Source organism: Clostridium phoceensis (assembly GCF_001244495.1).
GTDB lineage: Bacteria > Bacillota > Clostridia > Oscillospirales > Oscillospiraceae > Lawsonibacter > Lawsonibacter asaccharolyticus.
This window is the reverse complement of the sequence record NZ_LN866274.1, coordinates 188,027-207,355: the sequence shown is the minus strand read 5'-3', so window position 1 is coordinate 207,355 and position 19,329 is coordinate 188,027. Positions and strand designations below refer to the sequence as shown.

20 protein-coding genes and 1 riboswitch are annotated in these 19,329 nt (G+C 63.5%); of the genes, 10 read left to right on the top strand and 10 right to left on the bottom strand.

Annotation, left to right across the window (positions count from 1 at the left end; translation table 11 throughout):
• Nucleotides 1-110: 110 nt before the first annotated feature.
• From prmA to BN1969_RS01825, 4 genes are all read right to left on the bottom strand, one after another.
• On the bottom strand, nucleotides 111-1,067 hold the full coding sequence (gene prmA / locus BN1969_RS01840) for a 50S ribosomal protein L11 methyltransferase (protein WP_050622726.1): 957 nt from the start codon (nucleotides 1,065-1,067) through the stop codon (nucleotides 111-113).
• Nucleotides 1,068-1,102: 35 nt separating this feature from the next.
• Nucleotides 1,103-1,975, bottom strand: coding sequence for a DegV family protein (locus tag BN1969_RS01835; RefSeq protein ID WP_050622725.1), 873 nt, complete (start codon nucleotides 1,973-1,975; stop codon nucleotides 1,103-1,105).
• 60 nt (nucleotides 1,976-2,035) lie between these two features.
• On the bottom strand, nucleotides 2,036-2,569 hold the full coding sequence (locus tag BN1969_RS01830) for a DUF1836 domain-containing protein (RefSeq protein WP_050622724.1): 534 nt from the start codon (nucleotides 2,567-2,569) through the stop codon (nucleotides 2,036-2,038).
• 68 nt (nucleotides 2,570-2,637) lie between these two features.
• Nucleotides 2,638-3,561 (bottom strand): putative ABC transporter permease, encoded by a 924-nt coding sequence (locus tag BN1969_RS01825; RefSeq protein ID WP_050622723.1) that lies wholly within the window; start codon nucleotides 3,559-3,561, stop codon nucleotides 2,638-2,640.
• A 197-nt stretch (nucleotides 3,562-3,758) separates the two neighbouring features.
• On the opposite strand from BN1969_RS01825, the gene BN1969_RS01820 reads away from it, so the two are divergent.
• The 6 genes from BN1969_RS01820 to BN1969_RS18805 all read left to right on the top strand — a co-directional run bounded on the left by BN1969_RS01820 (nucleotide 3,759) and on the right by BN1969_RS18805 (nucleotide 7,771).
• Nucleotides 3,759-4,253, top strand: a complete 495-nt coding sequence (locus tag BN1969_RS01820; protein WP_050622722.1) for a MarR family winged helix-turn-helix transcriptional regulator — start codon at nucleotides 3,759-3,761, stop codon at nucleotides 4,251-4,253.
• Between the two features lie 2 nt (nucleotides 4,254-4,255).
• Entirely contained in the window at nucleotides 4,256-5,101 is an 846-nt protein-coding gene (locus tag BN1969_RS01815; protein WP_050622721.1) for a DegV family protein, read from the top strand.
• Between the two features lie 341 nt (nucleotides 5,102-5,442).
• On the top strand, nucleotides 5,443-5,817 hold the full coding sequence (locus BN1969_RS01810) for a GntR family transcriptional regulator (RefSeq protein WP_050622720.1): 375 nt from the start codon (nucleotides 5,443-5,445) through the stop codon (nucleotides 5,815-5,817).
• Nucleotides 5,818-5,821: 4 nt separating this feature from the next.
• Complete coding sequence (locus tag BN1969_RS01805; RefSeq protein WP_050622719.1) at nucleotides 5,822-6,682, top strand: ABC transporter ATP-binding protein; 861 nt, start codon at nucleotides 5,822-5,824, stop codon at nucleotides 6,680-6,682.
• Nucleotides 6,679-7,329 (top strand): ABC-2 transporter permease, encoded by a 651-nt coding sequence (locus tag BN1969_RS01800; protein WP_050622718.1) that lies wholly within the window; start codon nucleotides 6,679-6,681, stop codon nucleotides 7,327-7,329. The genes BN1969_RS01805 and BN1969_RS01800 overlap by 4 nt, the downstream gene beginning before the upstream one ends.
• 313 nt (nucleotides 7,330-7,642) lie before the next feature.
• Nucleotides 7,643-7,771: a hypothetical protein gene (locus BN1969_RS18805; RefSeq protein ID WP_256183230.1), complete on the top strand. Its 129-nt coding sequence runs from the start codon at nucleotides 7,643-7,645 to the stop codon at nucleotides 7,769-7,771.
• A gap of 87 nt (nucleotides 7,772-7,858) precedes the next feature.
• Here BN1969_RS18805 and BN1969_RS01790 read toward each other — a convergent pair whose 3' ends face one another.
• The 3 genes from BN1969_RS01790 to BN1969_RS01780 form a co-directional block, all read right to left on the bottom strand.
• Nucleotides 7,859-9,418: a Na+/H+ antiporter NhaC family protein gene (locus BN1969_RS01790; RefSeq protein WP_050622716.1), complete on the bottom strand. Its 1,560-nt coding sequence runs from the start codon at nucleotides 9,416-9,418 to the stop codon at nucleotides 7,859-7,861.
• A gap of 23 nt (nucleotides 9,419-9,441) precedes the next feature.
• Nucleotides 9,442-9,711: a hypothetical protein gene (locus BN1969_RS01785; RefSeq protein WP_050622715.1), complete on the bottom strand. Its 270-nt coding sequence runs from the start codon at nucleotides 9,709-9,711 to the stop codon at nucleotides 9,442-9,444.
• Nucleotides 9,712-9,857: 146 nt separating this feature from the next.
• Nucleotides 9,858-10,027, bottom strand: a riboswitch (Lysine riboswitch).
• 89 nt (nucleotides 10,028-10,116) lie between these two features.
• Nucleotides 10,117-10,539, bottom strand: coding sequence for a PaaI family thioesterase (locus BN1969_RS01780; RefSeq protein ID WP_157954667.1), 423 nt, complete (start codon nucleotides 10,537-10,539; stop codon nucleotides 10,117-10,119).
• 131 nt (nucleotides 10,540-10,670) lie between these two features.
• Here BN1969_RS01780 and BN1969_RS01775 point away from each other — a divergent pair, with 131 nt between their 5' ends.
• A complete protein-coding gene (locus tag BN1969_RS01775) occupies nucleotides 10,671-11,369 on the top strand; it encodes a hypothetical protein (protein ID WP_050622714.1) in 699 nt (232 codons plus the stop codon).
• Nucleotides 11,370-11,442: 73 nt separating this feature from the next.
• Entirely contained in the window at nucleotides 11,443-12,387 is a 945-nt protein-coding gene (locus tag BN1969_RS01770; RefSeq protein WP_050622713.1) for an alpha/beta hydrolase, read from the top strand.
• A 40-nt stretch (nucleotides 12,388-12,427) separates the two neighbouring features.
• Here BN1969_RS01770 and BN1969_RS01765 read toward each other — a convergent pair whose 3' ends face one another.
• The gene (locus BN1969_RS01765; protein WP_082203462.1) at nucleotides 12,428-14,677 is read right to left on the bottom strand and encodes a hypothetical protein; all 2,250 of its coding nucleotides are present in this window, start codon (nucleotides 14,675-14,677) and stop codon (nucleotides 12,428-12,430) included.
• A 66-nt stretch (nucleotides 14,678-14,743) separates the two neighbouring features.
• Entirely contained in the window at nucleotides 14,744-15,529 is a 786-nt protein-coding gene (gene rlmB / locus BN1969_RS01760) for a 23S rRNA (guanosine(2251)-2'-O)-methyltransferase RlmB (RefSeq protein WP_050622712.1), read from the bottom strand.
• Nucleotides 15,530-15,869: 340 nt separating this feature from the next.
• Here rlmB and ftsH point away from each other — a divergent pair, with 340 nt between their 5' ends.
• Together ftsH and BN1969_RS01750 are read left to right on the top strand one after the other, a co-directional pair.
• On the top strand, nucleotides 15,870-17,999 hold the full coding sequence (gene ftsH / locus BN1969_RS01755; protein ID WP_082203641.1) for an ATP-dependent zinc metalloprotease FtsH: 2,130 nt from the start codon (nucleotides 15,870-15,872) through the stop codon (nucleotides 17,997-17,999).
• A 69-nt stretch (nucleotides 18,000-18,068) separates the two neighbouring features.
• Nucleotides 18,069-18,590, top strand: coding sequence for a GNAT family N-acetyltransferase (locus BN1969_RS01750; protein ID WP_050622710.1), 522 nt, complete (start codon nucleotides 18,069-18,071; stop codon nucleotides 18,588-18,590).
• A gap of 327 nt (nucleotides 18,591-18,917) precedes the next feature.
• Here the strand turns inward: BN1969_RS01750 and BN1969_RS01745 are convergent, their stop codons facing one another.
• A complete protein-coding gene (locus tag BN1969_RS01745) occupies nucleotides 18,918-19,205 on the bottom strand; it encodes a DUF1294 domain-containing protein (protein ID WP_050622709.1) in 288 nt (95 codons plus the stop codon).
• Between the last annotated feature and the right edge of the window lie 124 nt (nucleotides 19,206-19,329).

Below are 19,329 nucleotides of genomic sequence, written 5' to 3'. Positions count from 1 at the left end.
CTGTGCATTTCGGCGAATAAATCGTTGGGCAGGCCTAAATAAGTCCAAATGGGACAAAGGAAAACCATGTGTCGCCAACCGCCCGCGGCGGGGGAGCGGGGAGGGGGAGATCAGCCCCGGGGGGAGGGGCAGCGGGCCTCCAGGGCCACCCAGCCGTTCTTCTCCCGCCGGCCGGTGAGGGTCAGCCCCTGGCGGACCAGGGCCTCCTCCACCTCGTGAGCGCGGGTGTCGATGATGCCGGAGCACAGGAACACCCCATCCTCCGCCAGCAGAGCGGGGACCTGAGCGGACAGGGGGATGATCACGTCGGCCACGATGTTGGCCAGCACCAGATGATAGCGCTGACAGGCCAGCTGGGCGGCCAGCGCCCGGTCGGAGAGGATATCTCCCGCCCGGACGGTATAGCGGTCCCGGCCGATGCCGTTGAGGGCAGCATTCTCATAGGCCACATCCACCGCTTTGGGGTCGATGTCCACCGCGGCGGCGGTGCTGGCACCCAAGCACAGAGCAGCGATGGAGAGGATGCCGCTGCCGCAGCCCAGGTCCAGCACGGGCCGGCCGGTGAGGGTGTGCTCCTCCACCCCCTCCAGGCAGAGCTGGGTGGACGCGTGGGAGCCGGTGCCGAAGGTGAGGCCGGGGTTGAGGTACAGGGGGCTGCGGCCCTCTGGAACGCGCTCATCCCGCATCCACTCGGGCACTACATAGAGGCGCCGGCCGACCTCCAGAGGTTTATAGTACTTCTGCCAGCTGTACGCCCAATCGTTGTCCGTCAGGGGGGTGACGGTGTACTCCGCGTCCAGGCCACGTGTGTACTGCTCCAGCTGGACCCGGCCGGCCCCGTCGTCGGTGACGTAGAACTTCACCCGGGTGACGCCCCGCATCCGGTCCATCAGCTCCTGGTCCACATAGTCCCAGTACTGCCGGTTCTGCTCCAGAAACTGCTGGAACTCCCCCTCATCCTCGATGACCAGCCCGGTCATGCCCGCGGCGGTCAGCTTGGCGGTCACCTCGTCCAGGCGGTCCGGGGTGGTGTTGACGGCCACTTCCAGCCATTTGATCTCGTCCATGGAGACGCTCCTTTGTGATGAAAATAGAAGTTGGCTCAGCGCTGAGTGCCCAGATAAAACAGAGCCAGGGTGCCGGGGCCGGAGTGGGCGCCGATGACGGGGCCCACATAGTTGATGCGGATGTCCTGGGTGCCGAAGCGCTCCCGGACCATCTGGGCCACGGCCTCCGCGTCCTCCAGGCAGTCGCCGTGGCTGATGAAGACGGTCTGTTTCCCCGCCTCGGTGACGGTCTTTTCCATCTTGTCTACCAGGGCCTTCAGGGAGGACTGCCGGCCCCTGGCCTTGCCGATGTTGATGAGGTGCCCCTCGTCGTCCACGTGGAGCACAGGCTTGATCTGGAGCATGGAGCCCACCACGGCGGTGGTGGCGGAGATGCGCCCGCCCCGCTTGAGGAAGTGCAGGTCATCCACCGTGAACTGGTGGCAGAGGGAGAGCTTGTTGGCCTCGGCCCAGTCCCGGACCTCCTCGATGGTGCGGCCCTTCTTCCGCTCCTGGGCGGCGTACCACACAAGCAGCCCCTGGCCCAGGGAGGCGCACAGGGTGTCCACAGTGTACAGCTTCCGCTCCGGGTACTTCTCACTCAGCTCCTCCACCGCCAGCTTGGAGGACTGGAAGGTGGCCGACAGACCAGAGGAGAAAGCCAGTACCAGCACGTCCCGGCCAGCCTGGAGCAGGGGCTCGATGGCCTCCACATACTGGTTCATGTTGACTGCGGCGGTGGTAGCCACCTCGCCGGCACGGAGGCGCTGGTAGAAGAGATGGGGGTCCATCTCCCGGTTGTCAGGGTAGTTGTGGTAATCGGCCCCGCCGATGGTGAAAGTGAGGGGAAGTACCTGCACGTCCGCAGCCTGGGCCATCTCTCCGCTCAGGTCGGCGGAGGAGTCGGTGAGAATGATGAAGTCGGACATAAGATTGACCTCCTGATATTTGAACTGGAGCGGTGCCGCTCCGAAGGGATCGCGATGAGATCACTTTTTTGCCTTTTTTGGGGCCTCCTCGCACGGGGGCTGGAGGATATCCAGGATGCGTGCACAGGCCAGCTGGCTGGCATAGCTGCGCAGGGCCAGGTCCAGGGCCAGGCGGGGCAGGTCCTCGGGGGCGGCCTGGGGTGGCAGGGATTGGGCGGTCTCATTCAGCGCCCGGTCCAGGGCCTGGAGGAAGTAGGCGTACAGCTCCTCCGGCGGCTTCTCCCGCTTTTCCCCAGCGGAGATGAGCACCTTCATGTCCCGCACGGAGAGCACCCGCTTCAGGGCGCACACGGCGGTGAGGTAGCCCAGATGGATGGGACCGTACCGCTTCCCGTCCGCCCGGGGGACCAGACCGTCCTTGATATAGTTGTTGACCATGGCAGAGGTGAGGACCTCGCCGTCGTCGAAATGGATCAGCTGGCGGGGCATGTAGGAGATGATCTGATCCATGTAAAGGGCCAGATCAGGCAGCTCCGCCCAGGGGGTGGGACGCTCCTGCTCCAGCCGCTGCTTCAGGTCCAAAAGCTCATCCAAGGGAGAGCCCCCTTTCAAAAGTGGTTATCGTTAGTATATCACAAAATAACAGATACTGCAAAGGAAGATCACACAGACCCGCCTTTTTTCTCCTGACGCTCCTTCTGACGCTGGCGCAGCCGCTCCAGGGCCTGCTTGTGGTCGATGGAGCGCATCTGGGGGAAAGCCCGCAGCAGGCGGCGTTGACCGAAGGTGTGGCGGTCCAGCAGCTCGCTCAGGGATTTGCGCAGCTGTTCCAGCTCCTCCAGACGCTGGGCCCGGCGCAGCGCCAGATCCAGCTGATATTCGCTGCGCTGCTCGGCCAGCTCCTCTTTCCAACTGGCCAGATCCTCCATCAGATCCTCACGCCGGTCGGCCAGGGACTCCTTCCAGTCCGCACCTTTCTCGGCTGCATCCAGCACCCGGTCAGCCAAATTTTCGCCCAAATCATTGGAGAGAGCCTTGATACGGCCGGCCAGCTCGTCGATTTGGCCCAGGCTGCGGTTGATCCGGGCGATGGTGCGCACGGTGGCGGTCAGGTCCACCGCCATGACGGAGACGAAGCAGGCCAGCAGGACCAGGCCCAGGGTGTGGGGGATGTGGCGGATAAGCCATAGCACCGAGGGGTGGATGATCTCCATCACCAGCAGGCAGGCCAGCCCCCAGGCCAGGGAGAAGCGCAGGCAGATATAGCCGCCCAGGTTGAAAGGCTCGTTGGTGTAGTCCCACCAGCGCTGATGGAAAAGCTTCTCCAGCGCAAAGCCAACCCCCAGTTCCAGCAGGGAAGTGAGGAGCACCGAGCCCAGAAAGAGCAGGAGTGTGTTCTCCATAAGAGGGGTGAGGCAGAGGACCACGATGACCACGCCAAAGCCGTAGATGGGACAGACCGGGCCGTTGAGAAAGCCGCGGTTGACAAATTTACCGGTGTTCAGGGCGAAAAAGCAGACCTCCAGGCACCAGCCGAGAAAGGAATAAATAAAAAAGATCCATAAAAACAAATAAAAAGAATGCAAAAGATACCTCCTGCCCTCAGGCTGTGTGGGATGCGTCCATGTCTGTCTGTTAAGAAGTATAGCCGATTTGCCGGGGAAAGTCCAGAAAATTTGTGGGAATACTTGACAGGACGAAAAGGACAGAGTAAAATAATTAGAACTTCAAACTATTTGAAATTCAAAGAAAAATACTTGTCGGCGGAGAGGGGGAGAGCCCGGTGACAGCGGAGCAGGAGCGCTATTTCAAGAGCTTTTTGGACCACATGTTCGACCATATCATGGATCTGGAGGAGCGGGCCCTGCACCACGTGGGGGCGGATGACCTCTCCGTGCGGGAACTGCACGTGCTGGATGCAGTGGGGGAGCGGATGGCGGACGGCCGCAACACCATGACAGGCATCGCCGACGGCCTCTCCATCCAGGTCAGCTCGCTGACGGTAGCGGTGAACACTCTGGTGCGGAAGGGATACCTGGTCCGGGAGAGGGAGAACCGGGACCGGCGGGTGATACGGGTCCTGCTGACTGAGAAGGGGGCGGAGGCCAGCCGGGTCCATACCCAGTTCTATGGCCGGGTAGTCCACCGGGTATGCAGCCGTCTGAATGAGGAGGAGTCCCAGGTGCTGGTCCAGTGCCTGCGTCAGCTGGACGAGCTGTTCGACTCGTTGAAGCGGCCGGGGAAGACCGGCGTCAGTGAAAAAAAGGGAGGTTCTTGACCATGTCCGTTCAGATCCTGACCGACAGCACATCCGATATCCTGCCGGAAGAGGCGGAGCAGAAGGGGGTGCGAGTGGTCCCGCTGCTGGTGAACTTCGGGGAGGAGGCCTTCCGGGAGAATGTGGAGATCACCCACCAGGAGTATTTTCGACGGCTGGCCCAGGCAGAGAGCCTGCCGACCACCAGCCAGCCCACCCCCCAGGACTTCCTGTCCCATTTTGAGCAGGTACGGGACGCGGGGGACAGCCTGGTGTGTGTGCTGCTGGCTTCCAAGCTCAGCGGCACTTTCCAGAGCGCTCAGCTGGCCAAGGAGCTCAGCGGCTACGACGAGATCTATATCGTGGACTCCCAGCAGGCCCTGTGCGGGCTGCGAATGCTGGTAGACTTTGCCTGCGTGCTGCGGGATGAGGGGCTGTCCGCACGGGAGATCGCGGAGCAGGTGGAATCCGCCAGCCACCGGGTGCGCCTGTTCGGCATCGTGAACACCCTGGAGTATCTGCATAAGGGGGGACGCCTGCCCGCCTCCATGGCGGTGGTGGGGACGCTGCTGAAGGTGAAGCCCCTCATCACCCTGCGGGAGGGAGAGGTGGGCATCCTGGGCAAGGGCCTGGGGGTCAAGAACGGCCTGGACAACCTGCTGAAGCTGATGGGGGACGAGATCCATCCTGAGCCCCGTCTGCCCCTGTACTTTGGATATACCCAGACCCACAACCTCTGTGACCAGCTGCGGGAGCGGGTGGTGGAGAAGTATCACCCGGCCCGGGTGGAGCAGAATTCTGTGGGGGCTGTGGTGGGTACCCATGTGGGCCCCGACGGAGCCGTAGTGGTCTACCTGGATCAGGAATAATATTTTGCGGGATTGCGGAAAAAGCCGCCCCTTTCGCCAGCTTGGCGGAGGGGGCGGCTTTCGCTGTTCCCTGCAGGCCTGCATCTCCATGGAAGGCCGCCCCCTCATTTATGACGGTATGCGCCGTGCCGCCTTTCCCGAGAGAAGGCCTTTCGGGCGGCCCACAATTTTTTCAAAAAAATAGGGCCGGCCTATTGACAAAAGGAAAATGACTGTTATACTGTGCATATAGTATATATACAATATGACCCGAGAGAAAGGATAAGCGCTCCCCTGGGCGGGCCGGCGGCGGTCCGGACGCCGCACGCCTGGTCTGGCGGGGTGCTTATAAGGTGCCGCAAGTGGACATCATCATCAGTAATTCCAGCGGAAAGCCGATCTACGAACAGATCGCGGACCAGGTCAAGGAGCAGATCATGGCAGGCGCGCTGGCGGCAGGGGACGCCCTGCCTTCCATGCGCCTGCTGGCCAAGGAGCTGCGGATCTCCGTCATCACCACCAAGCGGGCCTATGAGGAGCTGGAGCGGGACGGATTCCTGGAGAATGTGCCGGGAAAGGGGTGCTTTGTAGCCCCCCAGAACCGGGAGCTGCTGCGGGAGGCCCAGCTGCGCCGGGTGGAGGAAAAGCTCACCCAGGCCATCGAAGAGGCCCGACGCGGGGCGGTGTCTCTGGAGGAGCTGAAGGAAATGCTGACAGAGCTGTATCAAGAGGTGTAAAGCGATGGAAAACATCATTGTCGCAGAGGGACTGCGGAAGGAATACGACGGATTTGCCCTGGAGGATGTCTCCTTCCGGGTCCCCGGCGGAGCCATCATGGGACTGATCGGGGAAAACGGGGCGGGCAAGACCACCACCATCAAATGCCTGCTGAACCTGGTCCGGCGGGACGCCGGGACCGTCACCCTGCTGGGGATGGATGATCTGGAGGGAGAGAAGGAGATCAAGCAGGATGTGGGAGTAGTGCTGGACGAGTGCTTCTTCCATGACAGCCTGCGGGCAAAGGACGTAGGCGTCATTCTGGCGCCGGTGTACCGGGGTTGGGACGAGGAGCTCTACCGCCGGTATCTGAAGAAATACAAACTGCCGGAGAAAAAATTTATCAAGGAATACTCCCGGGGCATGAAAATGAAGCTGTCCCTGGCGGCGGCCCTGGCCCACCGGCCCCGGCTGCTGATCCTGGACGAGGCTACCGCGGGGCTGGACCCGGTGGTGCGGGATGAGATCCTGGACGAGTTCCAGGGCTTTATCGAGGACGAGGAGCACGCGATCCTTATTTCCAGCCATATCACCAGCGACCTGGAGAAGATCGCAGACTATATCACCTACATCCACCAGGGCCGCGTGGTGCTCTCGGACAGCAAGGACGCCATTCTGGAGCACTATGCCAAGCTGGGCTGCACCCAGGCCCAGCTGCGGGACATCCAGCCCGGAGATCTGGTGCGGGTGCGGAAGGGCAGCTTCGGCTGTGAAGCGCTGGTACGGGACCGGGCGGCCTTTGCCCGGAAATACCCCGGCCTGATGCTGGACCGGGTGACGCTGGAGGATATCATGCTCTTGATCGGAAAGGGGGAGTCGGCATGACCGGCCTGATGATGAAGGATGCCCTTGTGATGCGGAAGACCCTGAGGCTCTATGCCCTGTTCCTGTTGTTCTACTCCGGATTGGCCGTGCTGGGCGTTTTCCCCATGTCCATGGCCCTGGCTATGGTGGAGGTGATCGTGATGGTGCTGCCCATCTCCAGCTTCAGCTATGACGAGGCGGCGAAGTGGGACCGGTACGCAGCTGTGCTGCCCGTGGGACGTACCGCTGTGGTAAAGGCCCGGTATCTCTTCCTGCTGCTGGTGCTGCTGGCGGCGGCGGCCATCGGGCTGGTGGGGAGCATCCTGGCCTCCCTGCTGGCACGGGAGGATCTGGGGGAGCTGCTGGCCACCCTGCTGGTCTCTATGGGCTTAGGGCTGATGATCGCGGACATTATGCTGCCGGTGGTCTATCAGCTGGGGCCGGAGCGGGCCCGGCCTTGGATGTATGTCATCATTTTTGCCCCTATCGTGGTGCTGCTGGGGGGCGCCAAGCTGGGCCTCTTCGATGGGATAGACCTGTCCTGGCTGGATCAGCTGCCCGAGCTTGCTGTCCTGGGGGTCTTTGCCCTGGTGCCACTGGTGCCCCTGGTGGGGATGCTCCTGTCCTGCTGGATCTCCTGCAGGATCTACGCCAGGAAGGAGTTCTGAGGTGGACTGGGCGCGGGCGTCCCTGTGGGGCGGAAAGGCGCTGGGGCTGGCGCTGGCTCTCCTCTGTCNGGCGCGGCCTTCCCTGGGGGGCGGGAGGGCGCTGGGGCGGGCGCTGGCGCTCCTCTGTCTTCCCAGGAGCATTGAGCCGGACGGTCCGGCGGCCTGGGGAATAGCGGCCGGGGGTGTCCTCCTGATCCTCTGGGGCGGGGGCCGGGGCGGAAAATGAGCGCGCCGGAACGGCGGGCCCCTTGCGCCCGGCCCGGACCCCGTGGTACAATAAAAGGAGAATACAGGGAAAGGGAGCGTGAGCGCCGTGACGACACAGGAGGCGATCCGAGAGCTGCAGAATATCCGCCAGTACTGCGCGGCCAAGTCCATCCCAGCGGTGGATTTTGCCCTCAAAGTGCTTCGGGAGAAGCTGGAGCAGGAGGAAAAACAGTAAAAAGACAGGAAAAAGCCCCGGCATCCGAAAATGCGGATGCCGGGGCTTTTCACTTGAGGGAAATAAGATGGCCGGAAAAGAGCTGGGTCATGCGGCGCGGTGGGACTGGCCGGGGGAGAGCTGCTTCATGATAAACAGGAAAGCCAGCATGAGTACGATGCCCACAGGCAGGGCAATGAAGGGGGTCTGCACGAAACCGGCCACAATATAAGTGACAAAGGAGATGACCGCACAGGAGATGGCGTAGGGAAGCTGCGTGGACACGTGGTTCACATGGTCGCACTGAGCGCCGGCAGAGGCCATGATGGTGGTGTCAGAGATGGGGGAGCAGTGGTCGCCGCACACAGCGCCCGCCATGCAGGCGGAGATGCAGATGATGCCCAGGGGATTGTCCAGGGGGAAGACGTTCTGCACGATGGGGATCAGGATGCCGAAGGTGCCCCAGCTGGTGCCGGTGGCAAAGGCCAGGCCGCAGCCGATGAGGAACACAATGGCGGGCAGGAAGTTCTGCAGGCTCTCCGCATTGTTGTACACAAAATCACGGACAAAATATTTGGCGCCCAGGGAGTCGGTCATGGACTTCAGAGACCAGGCAAAGGTGAGGATGAGGATGGCGGGGACCATGGCCTTGAAGCCCTCAGGAACGCAGGACATCATCTCCTTGAAGGACATGGACCGGCGCACGGTGTAGTAGATCAGGGCGAAGAGCAGGCCGAAGGCAGAGCCGAACATCAGGCCCACGGAGGCGTCCGAATTGGAGAAGGCAGAGACAAAGTCGGTGCCGGAGAAGAAGCCGCCGGAGTAGATCATGCCGATGACGCAGCAGACGACCAGCACCGCGATGGGCAGCACCAGGTCCATGACCGTGCCCTTGGTGTCGTCGATCTCCTCATCCAGCATGGCATAGGGGTTGGAACCGGAGAAGAGGTCGTTGTTCTCAATGGCGTTGCGCTCGAACTTGGCCATGGGGCCGAAATCCACCTTCATCAGGACCAGACCCAGCATCATTACGATGGTGAGCAGGGCATAGAAGTTATAGGGGATGGCCCGGATGAACAGGGTCAGACCCTGGCCGTCCTCCGCAAAGCCAGAGACGGCGGCCGCCCAGGAAGAGATGGGGGCGATGATGCACACCGGGGCAGCGGTGGCGTCGATGATATAAGCCAGCTTGGCCCGGGACACATGATGCCGGTCGGTGATGGGGCGCATCACACTGCCCACGGTGAGGCAGTTGAAGTAATCGTCGATGAAGATCAGGCAGCCCAGCACGATGGAGGCCAGCTGAGCGCCTACCCGGCTCTTGATGTTCTTCTTGGCCCAGCGGCCGAAAGCGGCGGAGCCGCCCGCCTTGTTCATCAGGCACACCATGGTGCCCAGGATGACCAGGAAAATCAGGATGCCCACGTTGTAGCTGTCAGACAGGACGGAGACGATGCCGTCGCTGAACACGTGGACGAGGGTGCCCTCAAAGGCAAAGTTGGAGTAGAGCAGGCCGCCCACCAGGATGCCGATGAACAGGGAGGAGTAGACCTCCTTGGTGATCAGGGCCAGGGCGATGGCGATGACCGGGGGCAACAGGGAGAAGGCGGTGTTGTAAAAGCTGCTGGGGGACTGGACATAGCCGGTCCCGCCGCAGGTGGCACACACATTGNCAAGGGGGGGAGCTGTCCTTACCCCCCATGAAGGTGTGAATAGGAGAAGGCCTGGCCATCCCGGCCCCCGCCGCAGGTCACACCCTCATGGGCCCCGCCGCAGGACTCGCACTGTGGGTCCAGGCCGTAGCACACCATACAGGCGGTGCTGGTGCCGCAGTCGGGACACTCGATCATCTTGCTGCCCGGCTCGTCGGTGGGGTTGGAGGCGAAGACGGAGGTGGTCAGGGCCAGCAGCAGCATGACCACCAGCACCGCCCGTGTGATCCAGGTGCGTCGCGTTCTCATAGAAATCGTTCCTTCCTTTCTTTTGATCCACACACATCCCAGCTGAAGCGGCGGTCAGACAAAAGAAAAGGCCATGGCGCGCGATCCCGGAGCGGCCATGGCGAAGGGGGGCGGTCTGGCGGCGAAAACAGGCCAGACGGCAGGCCCCCCTGGATAGCGCTCCACTTGCAGTGACAGTCCGGGGGATCTTCTCCCCCGGCCCAGGAGGGGACGCCCAGGCAGGCGGCCCGACCTTCGGCGGCGTTCCCTCTCCCCCGGGACGGCTGCCTGGCCTCTGTCCCGGCGTACGCATGAGCGCCGCGCCTCTATCCGACACGATTCAGTTGGAAGTGCAAGTATCCTACCACGCCTCTGTCAAAAAGTCAAGGCATTTGACGGGCGGTTTGGGAAAAAACGAGAAAAAAGTCAGCTGTGGGACATGAAAAAGGTGAAAGTCCCGGTGGCCACGGTTTCACCGGACACATTGGTCAGCTCCACCTGGATGACGGAGAGGTGGTAGCCCATCTTCTTCGGGGTGGCAGTGCAGAAGATGCGGGGGCCATCGGCGGGGCGGAGGAACTCCATGGTGCTGCTGGAGGTGACGCAAAGCCCCCCTTTAGAACAGGCGCAGCACCCGCCCACTGTGTCCGCCAGGGTGGCCAGGGCGCCGCCGTGGACCTTGCCGTGGGGGTTGATGCTGTTGGGGCCCACCTCCAGCACCCCCTGGGCAAAGCCGGGCTCCACCCGGGTGACCAGAACGCCGCTCTCATAGGAGAACTGGTGGGGGGCGTTGACCACGGAGTTGAGGTGGACTCCAGGCAGGTCGGCGTTGGAAGAAGAGAGAGACAAGGGAAACACTCCTTTTTCACAAAAAGTCTGAAAGACGGGAAAACGGGGAGAGTTGTATCCATCCGCCCCTCCGGCGCATAGGATGGGGAGAATCCAGGCGGGCGCAGGCCCGAAATAAGGAGGGAGCGACTGTGGAACAGAGACAGACCGCCCCGGCCCAGGACACGGAGCGGGCGGTGGTGGATTTGGAGACCTTTGAGCGGGTCTGGCGCAGAGTGATGCCCAACCAGGACATGAGCCCCATCCAGGTGGGGGCGCCGACCGGGCCGGGGACCGGGGTGGAGCGGCAGGCGGAACGGATACCCGCCCCGGCGCAGCTCCAGAATCAGGATCAGGGGGCCGCCCCGGCGGCCCAGATCCAGAGCTCGGCGCAGCTCCAGCCCCAGAGCCAAGTTCCCGCTCCGGCGGAGCAGGCCGCTGGGCAGGTCCGGCAGCTGGAGGAGTTGATGGAAGGGGCCTGGATGGGCCACAGGATCTATCTGGAGCTGGCCCGGCGGGCCCGGGGCAGCGGGGCCCGGACCCTGAACGCCCTGGCGGCGGAGCAGCGCAGGACGGCCCAGCGGCTGGCGGCCTGCTGGTTCCTGCTCACCGGCGCCTGCTACCACTTCTCCAGCCCGCCCATCCCGCGGGTCTGCCCCCTGGCCGCAGCGCTGCGGGAACAGTTCCTGCAGGAGCAGAAGTGGAGACGGTTATGCCAGCGGGCGGCAGCGGAAGGGGACAGCACCGCCTGCGGGGGGCTGTATGAGACGCTGGACGGGCAGGCGGAGCACCGCATGGAGGCCATCCGATGCCTGCTGGAGCAGATGCAGCCCCTGCCCAGCGGGGGTTGACGGATGGAGAAAATCTGATAGACTTGAGCCATAAGGACCAGAGGGTATCTTAACACGAAAGAGGGCCGGTGTCATGTGTCAATTTCAACAGTTCCGATTTCCGTCCAGCGATGGGAGCAGCTCCTGCTACGCCGGGGCGTGGCTGCCCCCGGAGGAGCCTCGGGGCGTGGTGCAGATCGTACACGGGGTGGGGGAGCACATCGGCCGCTATGAGACAGCGGCCCGATTCCTGACCCGACAGGGCTTTCTGGTGTGCGGCGAGGACCACCTGGGACACGGGAACACGGTCCAGGACGGCCGCTACGGCGCCTTCGCCCCCCAGAACGGGTGGAAGCTGGTAGTGGCCGACATCGCCCGACTGCGCCGCATCCAGGGGGAGAAGCATCCGGGCGTCCCCTACTTCCTCCTGGGCCACTCCATGGGCTCTTTCCTCACCCGGACCTACCTCATCGACTATCCGGGGACGGTGGACGGAGCCATCCTGTCGGGGACCGGGCAGGAGCCCGCCCCCCTGGTGGCTTTCGGAAAGCTGCTGGCCGGACTGGAGTGCCGCCGGCTGGGGTATGACGGGGTGAGCCCGCTGGTGGACCGCCTCTCCCTGGGGGCCTATAACCGCAGGTTCCGGCCCAACCGGACCAGCGCGGACTGGCTCTCCCGGGACGAGGAGCAGGTGGACGCCTATCTGGCCGACCCGCTGTGCAGCCACAAGTCCAGCGTGTCCATGTTCCGGGACATGATGGGCGGTCTCCAGTACATTGCCCGCCGGGAGAATCTGGCGCGGATGGACCCGGACACGCCGGTCTATTTCTTCTCTGGGGACCAGGACCCGGTGGGCGGCATGGGAAAAGGGGTGCGCAAAGTGTACGCCATGTTCCAGGCGGCGGGCTGCCGGGACGTGACCCTGAAGCTGTATCCAGGCGGCCGACATGAGATGTTTAACGAGCTGGACCGGCAGCAGGTCTTTGACGACCTGCTGGCCTGGCTGGAGGCCCACATGCCCCGGGAGGGACGGGCGTAAAGAGACCGGGCGCGCCGCGCAGAGCGGCGCGCCCGGCTTTTCAATACCGGTGGACCCAGCCGCTGAGGAACCACACAGGCAGCAGCCACATCAGCAGATAAAACAGCAGGTTCAGGGGGGAGAGGGAGGCGTAGGCGTCCACAGAAGTCAGGTAGTAGGCCAGCAGAACCCCCAGGGTGGAGCCGGCGCAGGTGAGCACCGCGGAGGCCCGGACGGCCCGTCGCAGGCGGCGGGCCCCCACCACCGACTCGGCGAAGGGGAGCAGCCCCTCTCGACAGAGCACGGCGGTGAGCACGCCGGTGTGGTCCTGCTCCGGATCGGACAGCTCCCGCCGGCGTTCCACCGGAGGAAAGTCCATCCGGTCTGCCGCCAGCTTGAACCGCTGCTGGAGCATGGCCGGGATGAGATTGAAGTCTCGGGTGGCCAGCACCGGCCCAACCCGCTCCCGAAGCAGGGAGGTGAGGGAGGGAAACACGGTGTCGGGCAGGGTGTAATTCAGGGCGAAGATGCCGGCCAGCTCTCCATCGATGGCACAGAAGACCGCGTTTTTCACGTTCAGCCCCTGGGGCAGGGGCACCTCCATCAGGTTCATGAAGGCGGCGGAACCCACCAGCACCTGGTCCCCCCGGATGTTGGCGGAGAGGCCTCCGCCCTCATAGCAGCACAGGCTGTCCGCCCTGCGGAAGATGGCCCCCTGGGTGCGGAGCAGGTCGTGGAAGAGCTTTTCCAGCCCACAGCCCGAGTCCCGGATCAGGGTGGCGGTGTAGCCCACCACCCGTTCCACGGAGAAGTCCCCAAAGACCTTGATGCCGTTGAGCTCCACAAAGCCGGGGGGGAACAGGTCCAGATCGGTGATGAGGACCCGGTTGCCCCGCCGGGACCCGGCCGCGCCGGGCCAGCCGGCCAAGGCACCGCCGCTCTGGGAGACCCGGCGGGCCACCTTGTGGAAGGAGCGGCCATAGGCCAGTGCCCCGCCGAAGCCGGCGGCGGCAGTGAAGGTGGCGGAGAGACACCACATCAGGTGCTCCCCCTCCCCGATGCCGAAGGAGGCCAGCAGGGAAAAGACTATGCAGGCCAGCAGCAGGACGGGACAGAACACCCGGTAGATGCGCTGGGCGCCGTCGTCCATCTGGATCTGGCTGCCAAAGCCGGCGGGGGTGCCGGACCACTTGGCGTAGGTGTCCTTCCCGTTCCACTTGCCCTCGTCCAGAGTGACCAGATAGGGCTCCGCGGCAGCCGCTGCGGTGCGGCAGGACAGGCGCAGGGCACACCGCTTGTGATAGGTGCCGTGGAGCAGGAAGAACAGGCCGAACAGGGCGGCGGGACAGTAGGAGAGCTGCCCGCCCCGGTCTTGGCTCCCGGCCAGCAGCAAGGTATCCGCCAGGGTGAAGGCGCAGGAGAGGGCGGCCAGGGTGTCCATCCCCACCTTCAGCCTCACACCGCGCCACAGGCCGGCGGCCAGCACGTCGAGAGACAGCAGCATACCTGCCCCCAGAAGCCCGGCGGAGATCCAGAGGAGGAGGGGATATCCCACCGCCAGCTCCGGGGGGAGGGAGACAGGGAGCGAGGGGAGCAGGCAGGGGACCAGAGCGGCGGCGGCCAAAAGAAAGACCAATAGGGAGCGGACCCGGAGCCCCTTAAGGCCCTTGCCGTAGGTGCGGGCCAGCTCCTGGGGGGGGAGGTCGGGGGGCGGGGGCTCCTGCCGGCGGGGCCGGCGGACATAGCGCAGGTCCTCCTCCGTCTCCTGGTCGGTGCCGGGGATCAGGGTCTCCAGGCGGCGGACCTCCTCTGGGTCCATCTGCTCCGACTCCTCAAACATACGGTCGGCGTAGTCATCCGCCTTTTTGCTGATGTCCTTGAGGAAGGAGGCCAGAGGGCTCTCCTCCTCGGGAAACTCGACCACCTTGTCTCCATTTTCTTCGGCATCCAGGACGGCGTCTGCCTCCGGGGCCTCCCCTTCGGGCTCCGAAGGGCCCTTCTCCGGCTCGGACTCATCCTGGGGGGCGGGGCCGTCCTCCTCCGGAGGTAGAGCTCCTCCCCCTGGGAAGGCCACCACGTTGTCTCGGTTCCGACGGGGACGGGGGGCCTCCGGCCAGGGCAGGTCGGGGCCGTCGTCCTCCGGGGGCGACGGGCGCAGGGGGATGGCGCTGCGCCCCGGCGGGCTTTTGACGCCGTACTCGGCCAGAATGTCGTCCAGGGAGAAGCCGCCGTCCTCCGCACCGGCGATCAGGGACTTGACATCGGCCAGCTCGTCGCCGAGATTCAGTTTTTTATCCTCACGGTCGCTCATGGTCATTCCTCTGTGATGTGTGAAATGGGAATTCTGTGCCGCTGACCCCTGGGGGCGGCAGGTGCGTTATCCGCCCAGGCGCTGACGCACCGCCTCGTAAAGCAGGACGGCAGCGGCAGCGGAGGCGTTGAGGGAGTTGATCTTGCCAAACATGGGGATGGAGACGGTGAAGTCACAGTTCTCCGCCACTAGACGGCCCATGCCGTCCCCCTCGCTGCCAATGACGATGGCGGCGGGGCCCTTTAAATCGGCCTGATAGAGCTGGGTGGTACCGCCGGCAGCGGTGCCGAACACCCAGACGCCCTCCTCCTTCAGCTCCTTGAGCAGGGAGGGCAGGTTGGGCACCCGGGCTACTGGCACATGGGCCACCGCCCCGGCAGAGGTCTTGGCCACCACGGCGGTCAGGCCGGCGGAGCGGCGCTTTGGAATGATGACTCCGTGGGCACCGGCGGCGTCGGCGGTGCGGATGACCGCCCCCAGATTGTGTGGGTCGCTGAGCTCGTCGCAGACCACGATGAGGGGGGCCTCACCCCGCTCCCGGGCAATATTCAGGATGTCGTCCACAGTGGCATATTCCCGCACGGCGGCCAGGGCGATGACCCCCTGGTGGGAATGGGTGCGGCTCATGCCGTCCAGCTTCCGGCGGTCGGCGTCCACTACCACAATGCCCTTCTCCCGGGCGGCGGAGGCGATGTGTCCCAGGGTGGGATCGGTGTCCCCCTTCATGAGAAAGATCTTGTCGATGGCTACGCCGGCCCGCAGGGCCTCGGTGACCGCATTGCGGCCTTCAATGACGCCGTCGTTTTCCGCCTCCACAGGGGCGGAGCGGCGCAGCGGGGGTCGTTTGTTCATGGAGCAGTCCTCCCATCCGTCGTTCCAGTTTGCATAATAAAATAATATATCACAATCCGGCAGGGAGGGGAAGGGTCAAATTGCGGGGATCGGAGGAAAACGGCCGAAAAGAGAGGAAACCAGGAAAAAAGACGGGCGATGGGGCAGCATCGTCAACTTTCACAAAATGTTTACAGCGCTCTTTCTTGTTTTTAATAAGGAGATATGGTATGATACTAATCAATGTACCCCGCACACCCGGCCGGAGCAGTCCGAACGATCTTATGGAAAAGGCAGGAGGTTTTCTCCTTTGAAACCAGATAAAGGAAACAATAACGGAAATAACAACAAGAGAAACATCATGGGCCTGGTCAGCATCATCTTTTGGGCCCTGCTGTTCACAATGATGATCAAGAGCTGCACCTCAAGCTATGCCAACATGGGTACTGTGGAAGTGCCCTACACCACCTTCAAGGAGTGGCTGGCGGAGGACAAGATCGACACCGTCAATGTGGAGAACGGCAAATACACCTTCACCCTGCGGGACGGCGTGGAGGTGGAGCTGCCCCGGGAGGAGACCTCCGGCGGGAGCGGAAGCCTGATGAACTCCCTGATCCCTGTTCCCGCCCAGACGGAGGAGGAAAAGCAGTATATCACCGTCCCCCTGGCCGGGGTGGACGACCCGGAGCTGCTGGCCATGCTGGAGGAGCACGCCGATCACGCCTACACCGAGCCGGTGGACGAGTCGGCCTATTTCCTCAGCCTGATCCTCTCCTATGTGCTTCCCCTGCTGCTGATGGTGGGACTGATGATGTTCCTGTTCCGGGGCATCGGTGGAAAGGGCGGCATGGGCGGCCTGGGCGGCGTGGGCAAGGCCAACGCCAAGGTCTATGTGGAGAAGAAGACCGGCGTCACCTTCCGGGATGTGGCTGGCCAGGACGAGGCCAAGGAATCCCTCCAGGAGATCATCGACATCCTCCACAATCCCCAGAAGTACACGGAGATCGGTGCCAAGCTGCCCAAGGGCGCCCTGCTGGTGGGCCCTCCGGGCACCGGTAAGACCCTGCTGGCCAAAGCGGTGGCTGGAGAGGCGGGCGTGCCCTTCTTCTCCATCTCCGGCTCTGACTTTGTAGAGATGTTTGTGGGCGTGGGCGCCAGCCGGGTCCGCGATCTGTTCAAGGAGGCCAGCAAGATGGCCCCCTGCATCATCTTCATCGACGAGATCGACACCATCGGCAAGTCCCGCGACAACCGCATGGGCGGCAACGACGAGCGGGAACAGACCCTGAACCAGCTGCTGGCCGAGCTGGACGGCTTCGACCCGGGCAAGGGCGTCATCGTGCTGGGGGCCACCAACCGGCCCGAGGTGCTGGACAAGGCCCTGCTGCGGCCCGGCCGGTTCGACCGCCGCATTACCATCGACCGGCCCAACCTGGCCGGCCGTCTGGCCACCCTCCAGGTCCACACCCGGAAGATCAAGCTGGGAGAGGACGTGGACCTCAAGAAGATCGCTCTGGCCACCGCGGGGACCGTGGGCGCAGACTTGGCCAACCTGGTGAACGAGGCCGCCCTGCGGGCAGTCCGGCACGGCCGAAGAGTGGTCACCCAGGAGGATCTGCTGGCCTCCTTCGAATTCGTTATCGCTGGAAGCGAGAAGAAGAACAGCGTCCTTACCGAGTTTGAGAAGAAGCTGGTGGCCTACCACGAGGTGGGACACGCTATGGTGGCCTACAAGCAGAAGAACGCCGAGCCCGTGCAGAAGATCACCATCGTCCCCCACACGGAAGGTTCCCTGGGCTACACCCTGCTGATGCCCGAGGAGGACAAGACCAACCTGCGCACCAAGGAAGAGCTGATGGCCAAAATCACCGTCTCCATGGGCGGTCGGGCCGCCGAGCAGGTGGTGCTCAACACCATGACCAACGGTGCCTCCCAGGATATCCAGGAGGCCACCAACCTGGCCCGGAACATGGTAGCCATGTTCGGCATGAGCGACGAGTTTGGTATGATGGCTCTGGGCTCCATCCGTAACCAGTACCTGGACGGGGGCTACGGCCTGGACTGCGCCCAGGACACCGCCGCTGTCATGGACAAGGCGGTAAAGGCCATCCTGGACCAGTGCTATCAGGACGCAGTGGAACTGATCCGGGAAAACCTGGAGGACATGCACAAGGTGGTGGCCTACCTGCTGGAGAAGGAGACCATCACCGGCGGCGAGATGGTGGCCATCATCCAGGGGCGGGACCCCGCCCTGGTGGAGGACGCTTACGCCTCCACCCAGGGCAGGAGCCGTTCCCTCACTGGGGACATCGAGCCCCCCGCCAAGAACATCCACATCGTCAGTGAGCCGGTGTCTGCGCCGCAGCTCCCAGACGGAGAGCCGGAGCAGAGCGGTCCGGAGGAGCCGCCCGCCCAGCCCCGGGATGACGAGACACCGCCCCCTCAGGACGGGGAAGGGCCCAATGAGAAGCCGGAGCAGGACCGGCCGTAAAGCAGAAGACCGGGGCGGCGCTGAGCCGCCCCGATTTTTTCAAGATCGACAAAGAGGGAGAGAGAAGGTATGATCCGACTGGCGACAGAGCAGGACCTGCCCCTGGTGGGGAGCATCTATGAGGAGATCCTGGCGGAGGAGGAGAAACGGCCCGCCTCCTTTACCAACTGGCAGCGGGGGAAGTACCCCACGGTTGAACACGCGCGTGCGGCCCTGGAGGCCGGCACCCTGTATGTGGCGGAGGAGGACGGAGAGGTGTACGGCTGCGTCAACCTGAACGGAGAGCAGCTGGCGGAATATGCCGCACTGAACTGGTCCGTCCCGGCGGATCCGGAGGATGTCATGGTGATCCACACCCTCTGCATCAGCCCCCGGTGGGCTGGGCGAGGGAAGGCACGGGAGTTCGTGGCCTTCTGCGAGGAGGAGGCCCGCAGGAAGGGGAAAAAGGTGATGCGCCTGGACACCTATGAGGGGAATCTTCCGGCCAACACCATGTATCCCAAGCTGGGCTATACCTTTGTGGGCGGGACGGAGTTCTTCTTCCAGGGCTTTATCCGGGAGATTCTGAACTGCTACGACAAAAAGCTGTAAATGGGAGCTGCGCCCACCTCAGTTGAGGCGGGCGCAGCTCATATCCGGGACCGACACCGGCAGAGCGGGGAGCGGAGGGGGGGGGCGCGGCGCAGACCGCAGGCCCCCTCAGCTCGTAGGAAACGATCCGCAGAGTCCCGCACCCGCAGGTGCGAAGGAATTACAGGCTGCCAAAAGGTCCCTGAAGGACTTTTTGACAGAGTGAATTAAATCTGCTTTTTCGGCGGCATGTATGTGAAAAAATACGACTTGTCCTGCAAGTGTGAACTTTGCCTGTCGTGAGTGGACAAGACGTGCGCACAGCGGGGACAGCCTGCTCCAGGCATATCAGGGCGCCAGCCACCGCCACAGAAAGAAGAGCAGGAGCGCCTGGAACAGAAACAGGAGAGGGAAGCCTGCCCGAAAATACCAGTGGCGGGTCTTGTGGTGGAAAAAGTACATCCCCAGCATCCCCCCCAGGGAACCGCCCAGGACGGGAAAGAAGAACAGGGCCTTCTCCGAAATGCGCCAACAGCCCCGGCGGGCCCGGCGCTTGTCCAGCCCCATCAGGGCGAAGGCCAGCAGGTTTGCAGTGGTCCAATAGAGGCAGGCCAGCTGCCAGAGTTGTGTCCGCATGATTGCTCCTTTCTGATAGGCGGCAGGGGGGACAGAGAAGGATCCCTATCAGAGGATAGCATGAAAGGAAGCGATTTTCCAGCCCCCAAAATAGGTGGAAATAAAAATTCAGGAATGTGGGGGC

Coding starts and splice junctions, on each gene's coding strand:
- prmA (WP_050622726.1), bottom strand. CDS start 1,067: ATGGACGAGATCAAATGGCTGGAAGTGGCCGTCAACACCACCCCGGAC.
- BN1969_RS01835 (WP_050622725.1), bottom strand. CDS start 1,975: ATGTCCGACTTCATCATTCTCACCGACTCCTCCGCCGACCTGAGCGGA.
- BN1969_RS01815 (WP_050622721.1), top strand. CDS start 4,256: ATGTCCGTTCAGATCCTGACCGACAGCACATCCGATATCCTGCCGGAA.
- BN1969_RS01805 (WP_050622719.1), top strand. CDS start 5,822: ATGGAAAACATCATTGTCGCAGAGGGACTGCGGAAGGAATACGACGGA.
- BN1969_RS01800 (WP_050622718.1), top strand. CDS start 6,679: ATGACCGGCCTGATGATGAAGGATGCCCTTGTGATGCGGAAGACCCTG.
- BN1969_RS01785 (WP_050622715.1), bottom strand. CDS start 9,711: ATGAGAACGCGACGCACCTGGATCACACGGGCGGTGCTGGTGGTCATG.
- BN1969_RS01770 (WP_050622713.1), top strand. CDS start 11,443: ATGTGTCAATTTCAACAGTTCCGATTTCCGTCCAGCGATGGGAGCAGC.
- BN1969_RS01765 (WP_082203462.1), bottom strand. CDS start 14,677: ATGAGCGACCGTGAGGATAAAAAACTGAATCTCGGCGACGAGCTGGCC.
- rlmB (WP_050622712.1), bottom strand. CDS start 15,529: ATGAACAAACGACCCCCGCTGCGCCGCTCCGCCCCTGTGGAGGCGGAA.
- ftsH (WP_082203641.1), top strand. CDS start 15,870: ATGGGCCTGGTCAGCATCATCTTTTGGGCCCTGCTGTTCACAATGATG.
- BN1969_RS01750 (WP_050622710.1), top strand. CDS start 18,069: ATGATCCGACTGGCGACAGAGCAGGACCTGCCCCTGGTGGGGAGCATC.
- BN1969_RS01745 (WP_050622709.1), bottom strand. CDS start 19,205: ATGCGGACACAACTCTGGCAGCTGGCCTGCCTCTATTGGACCACTGCA.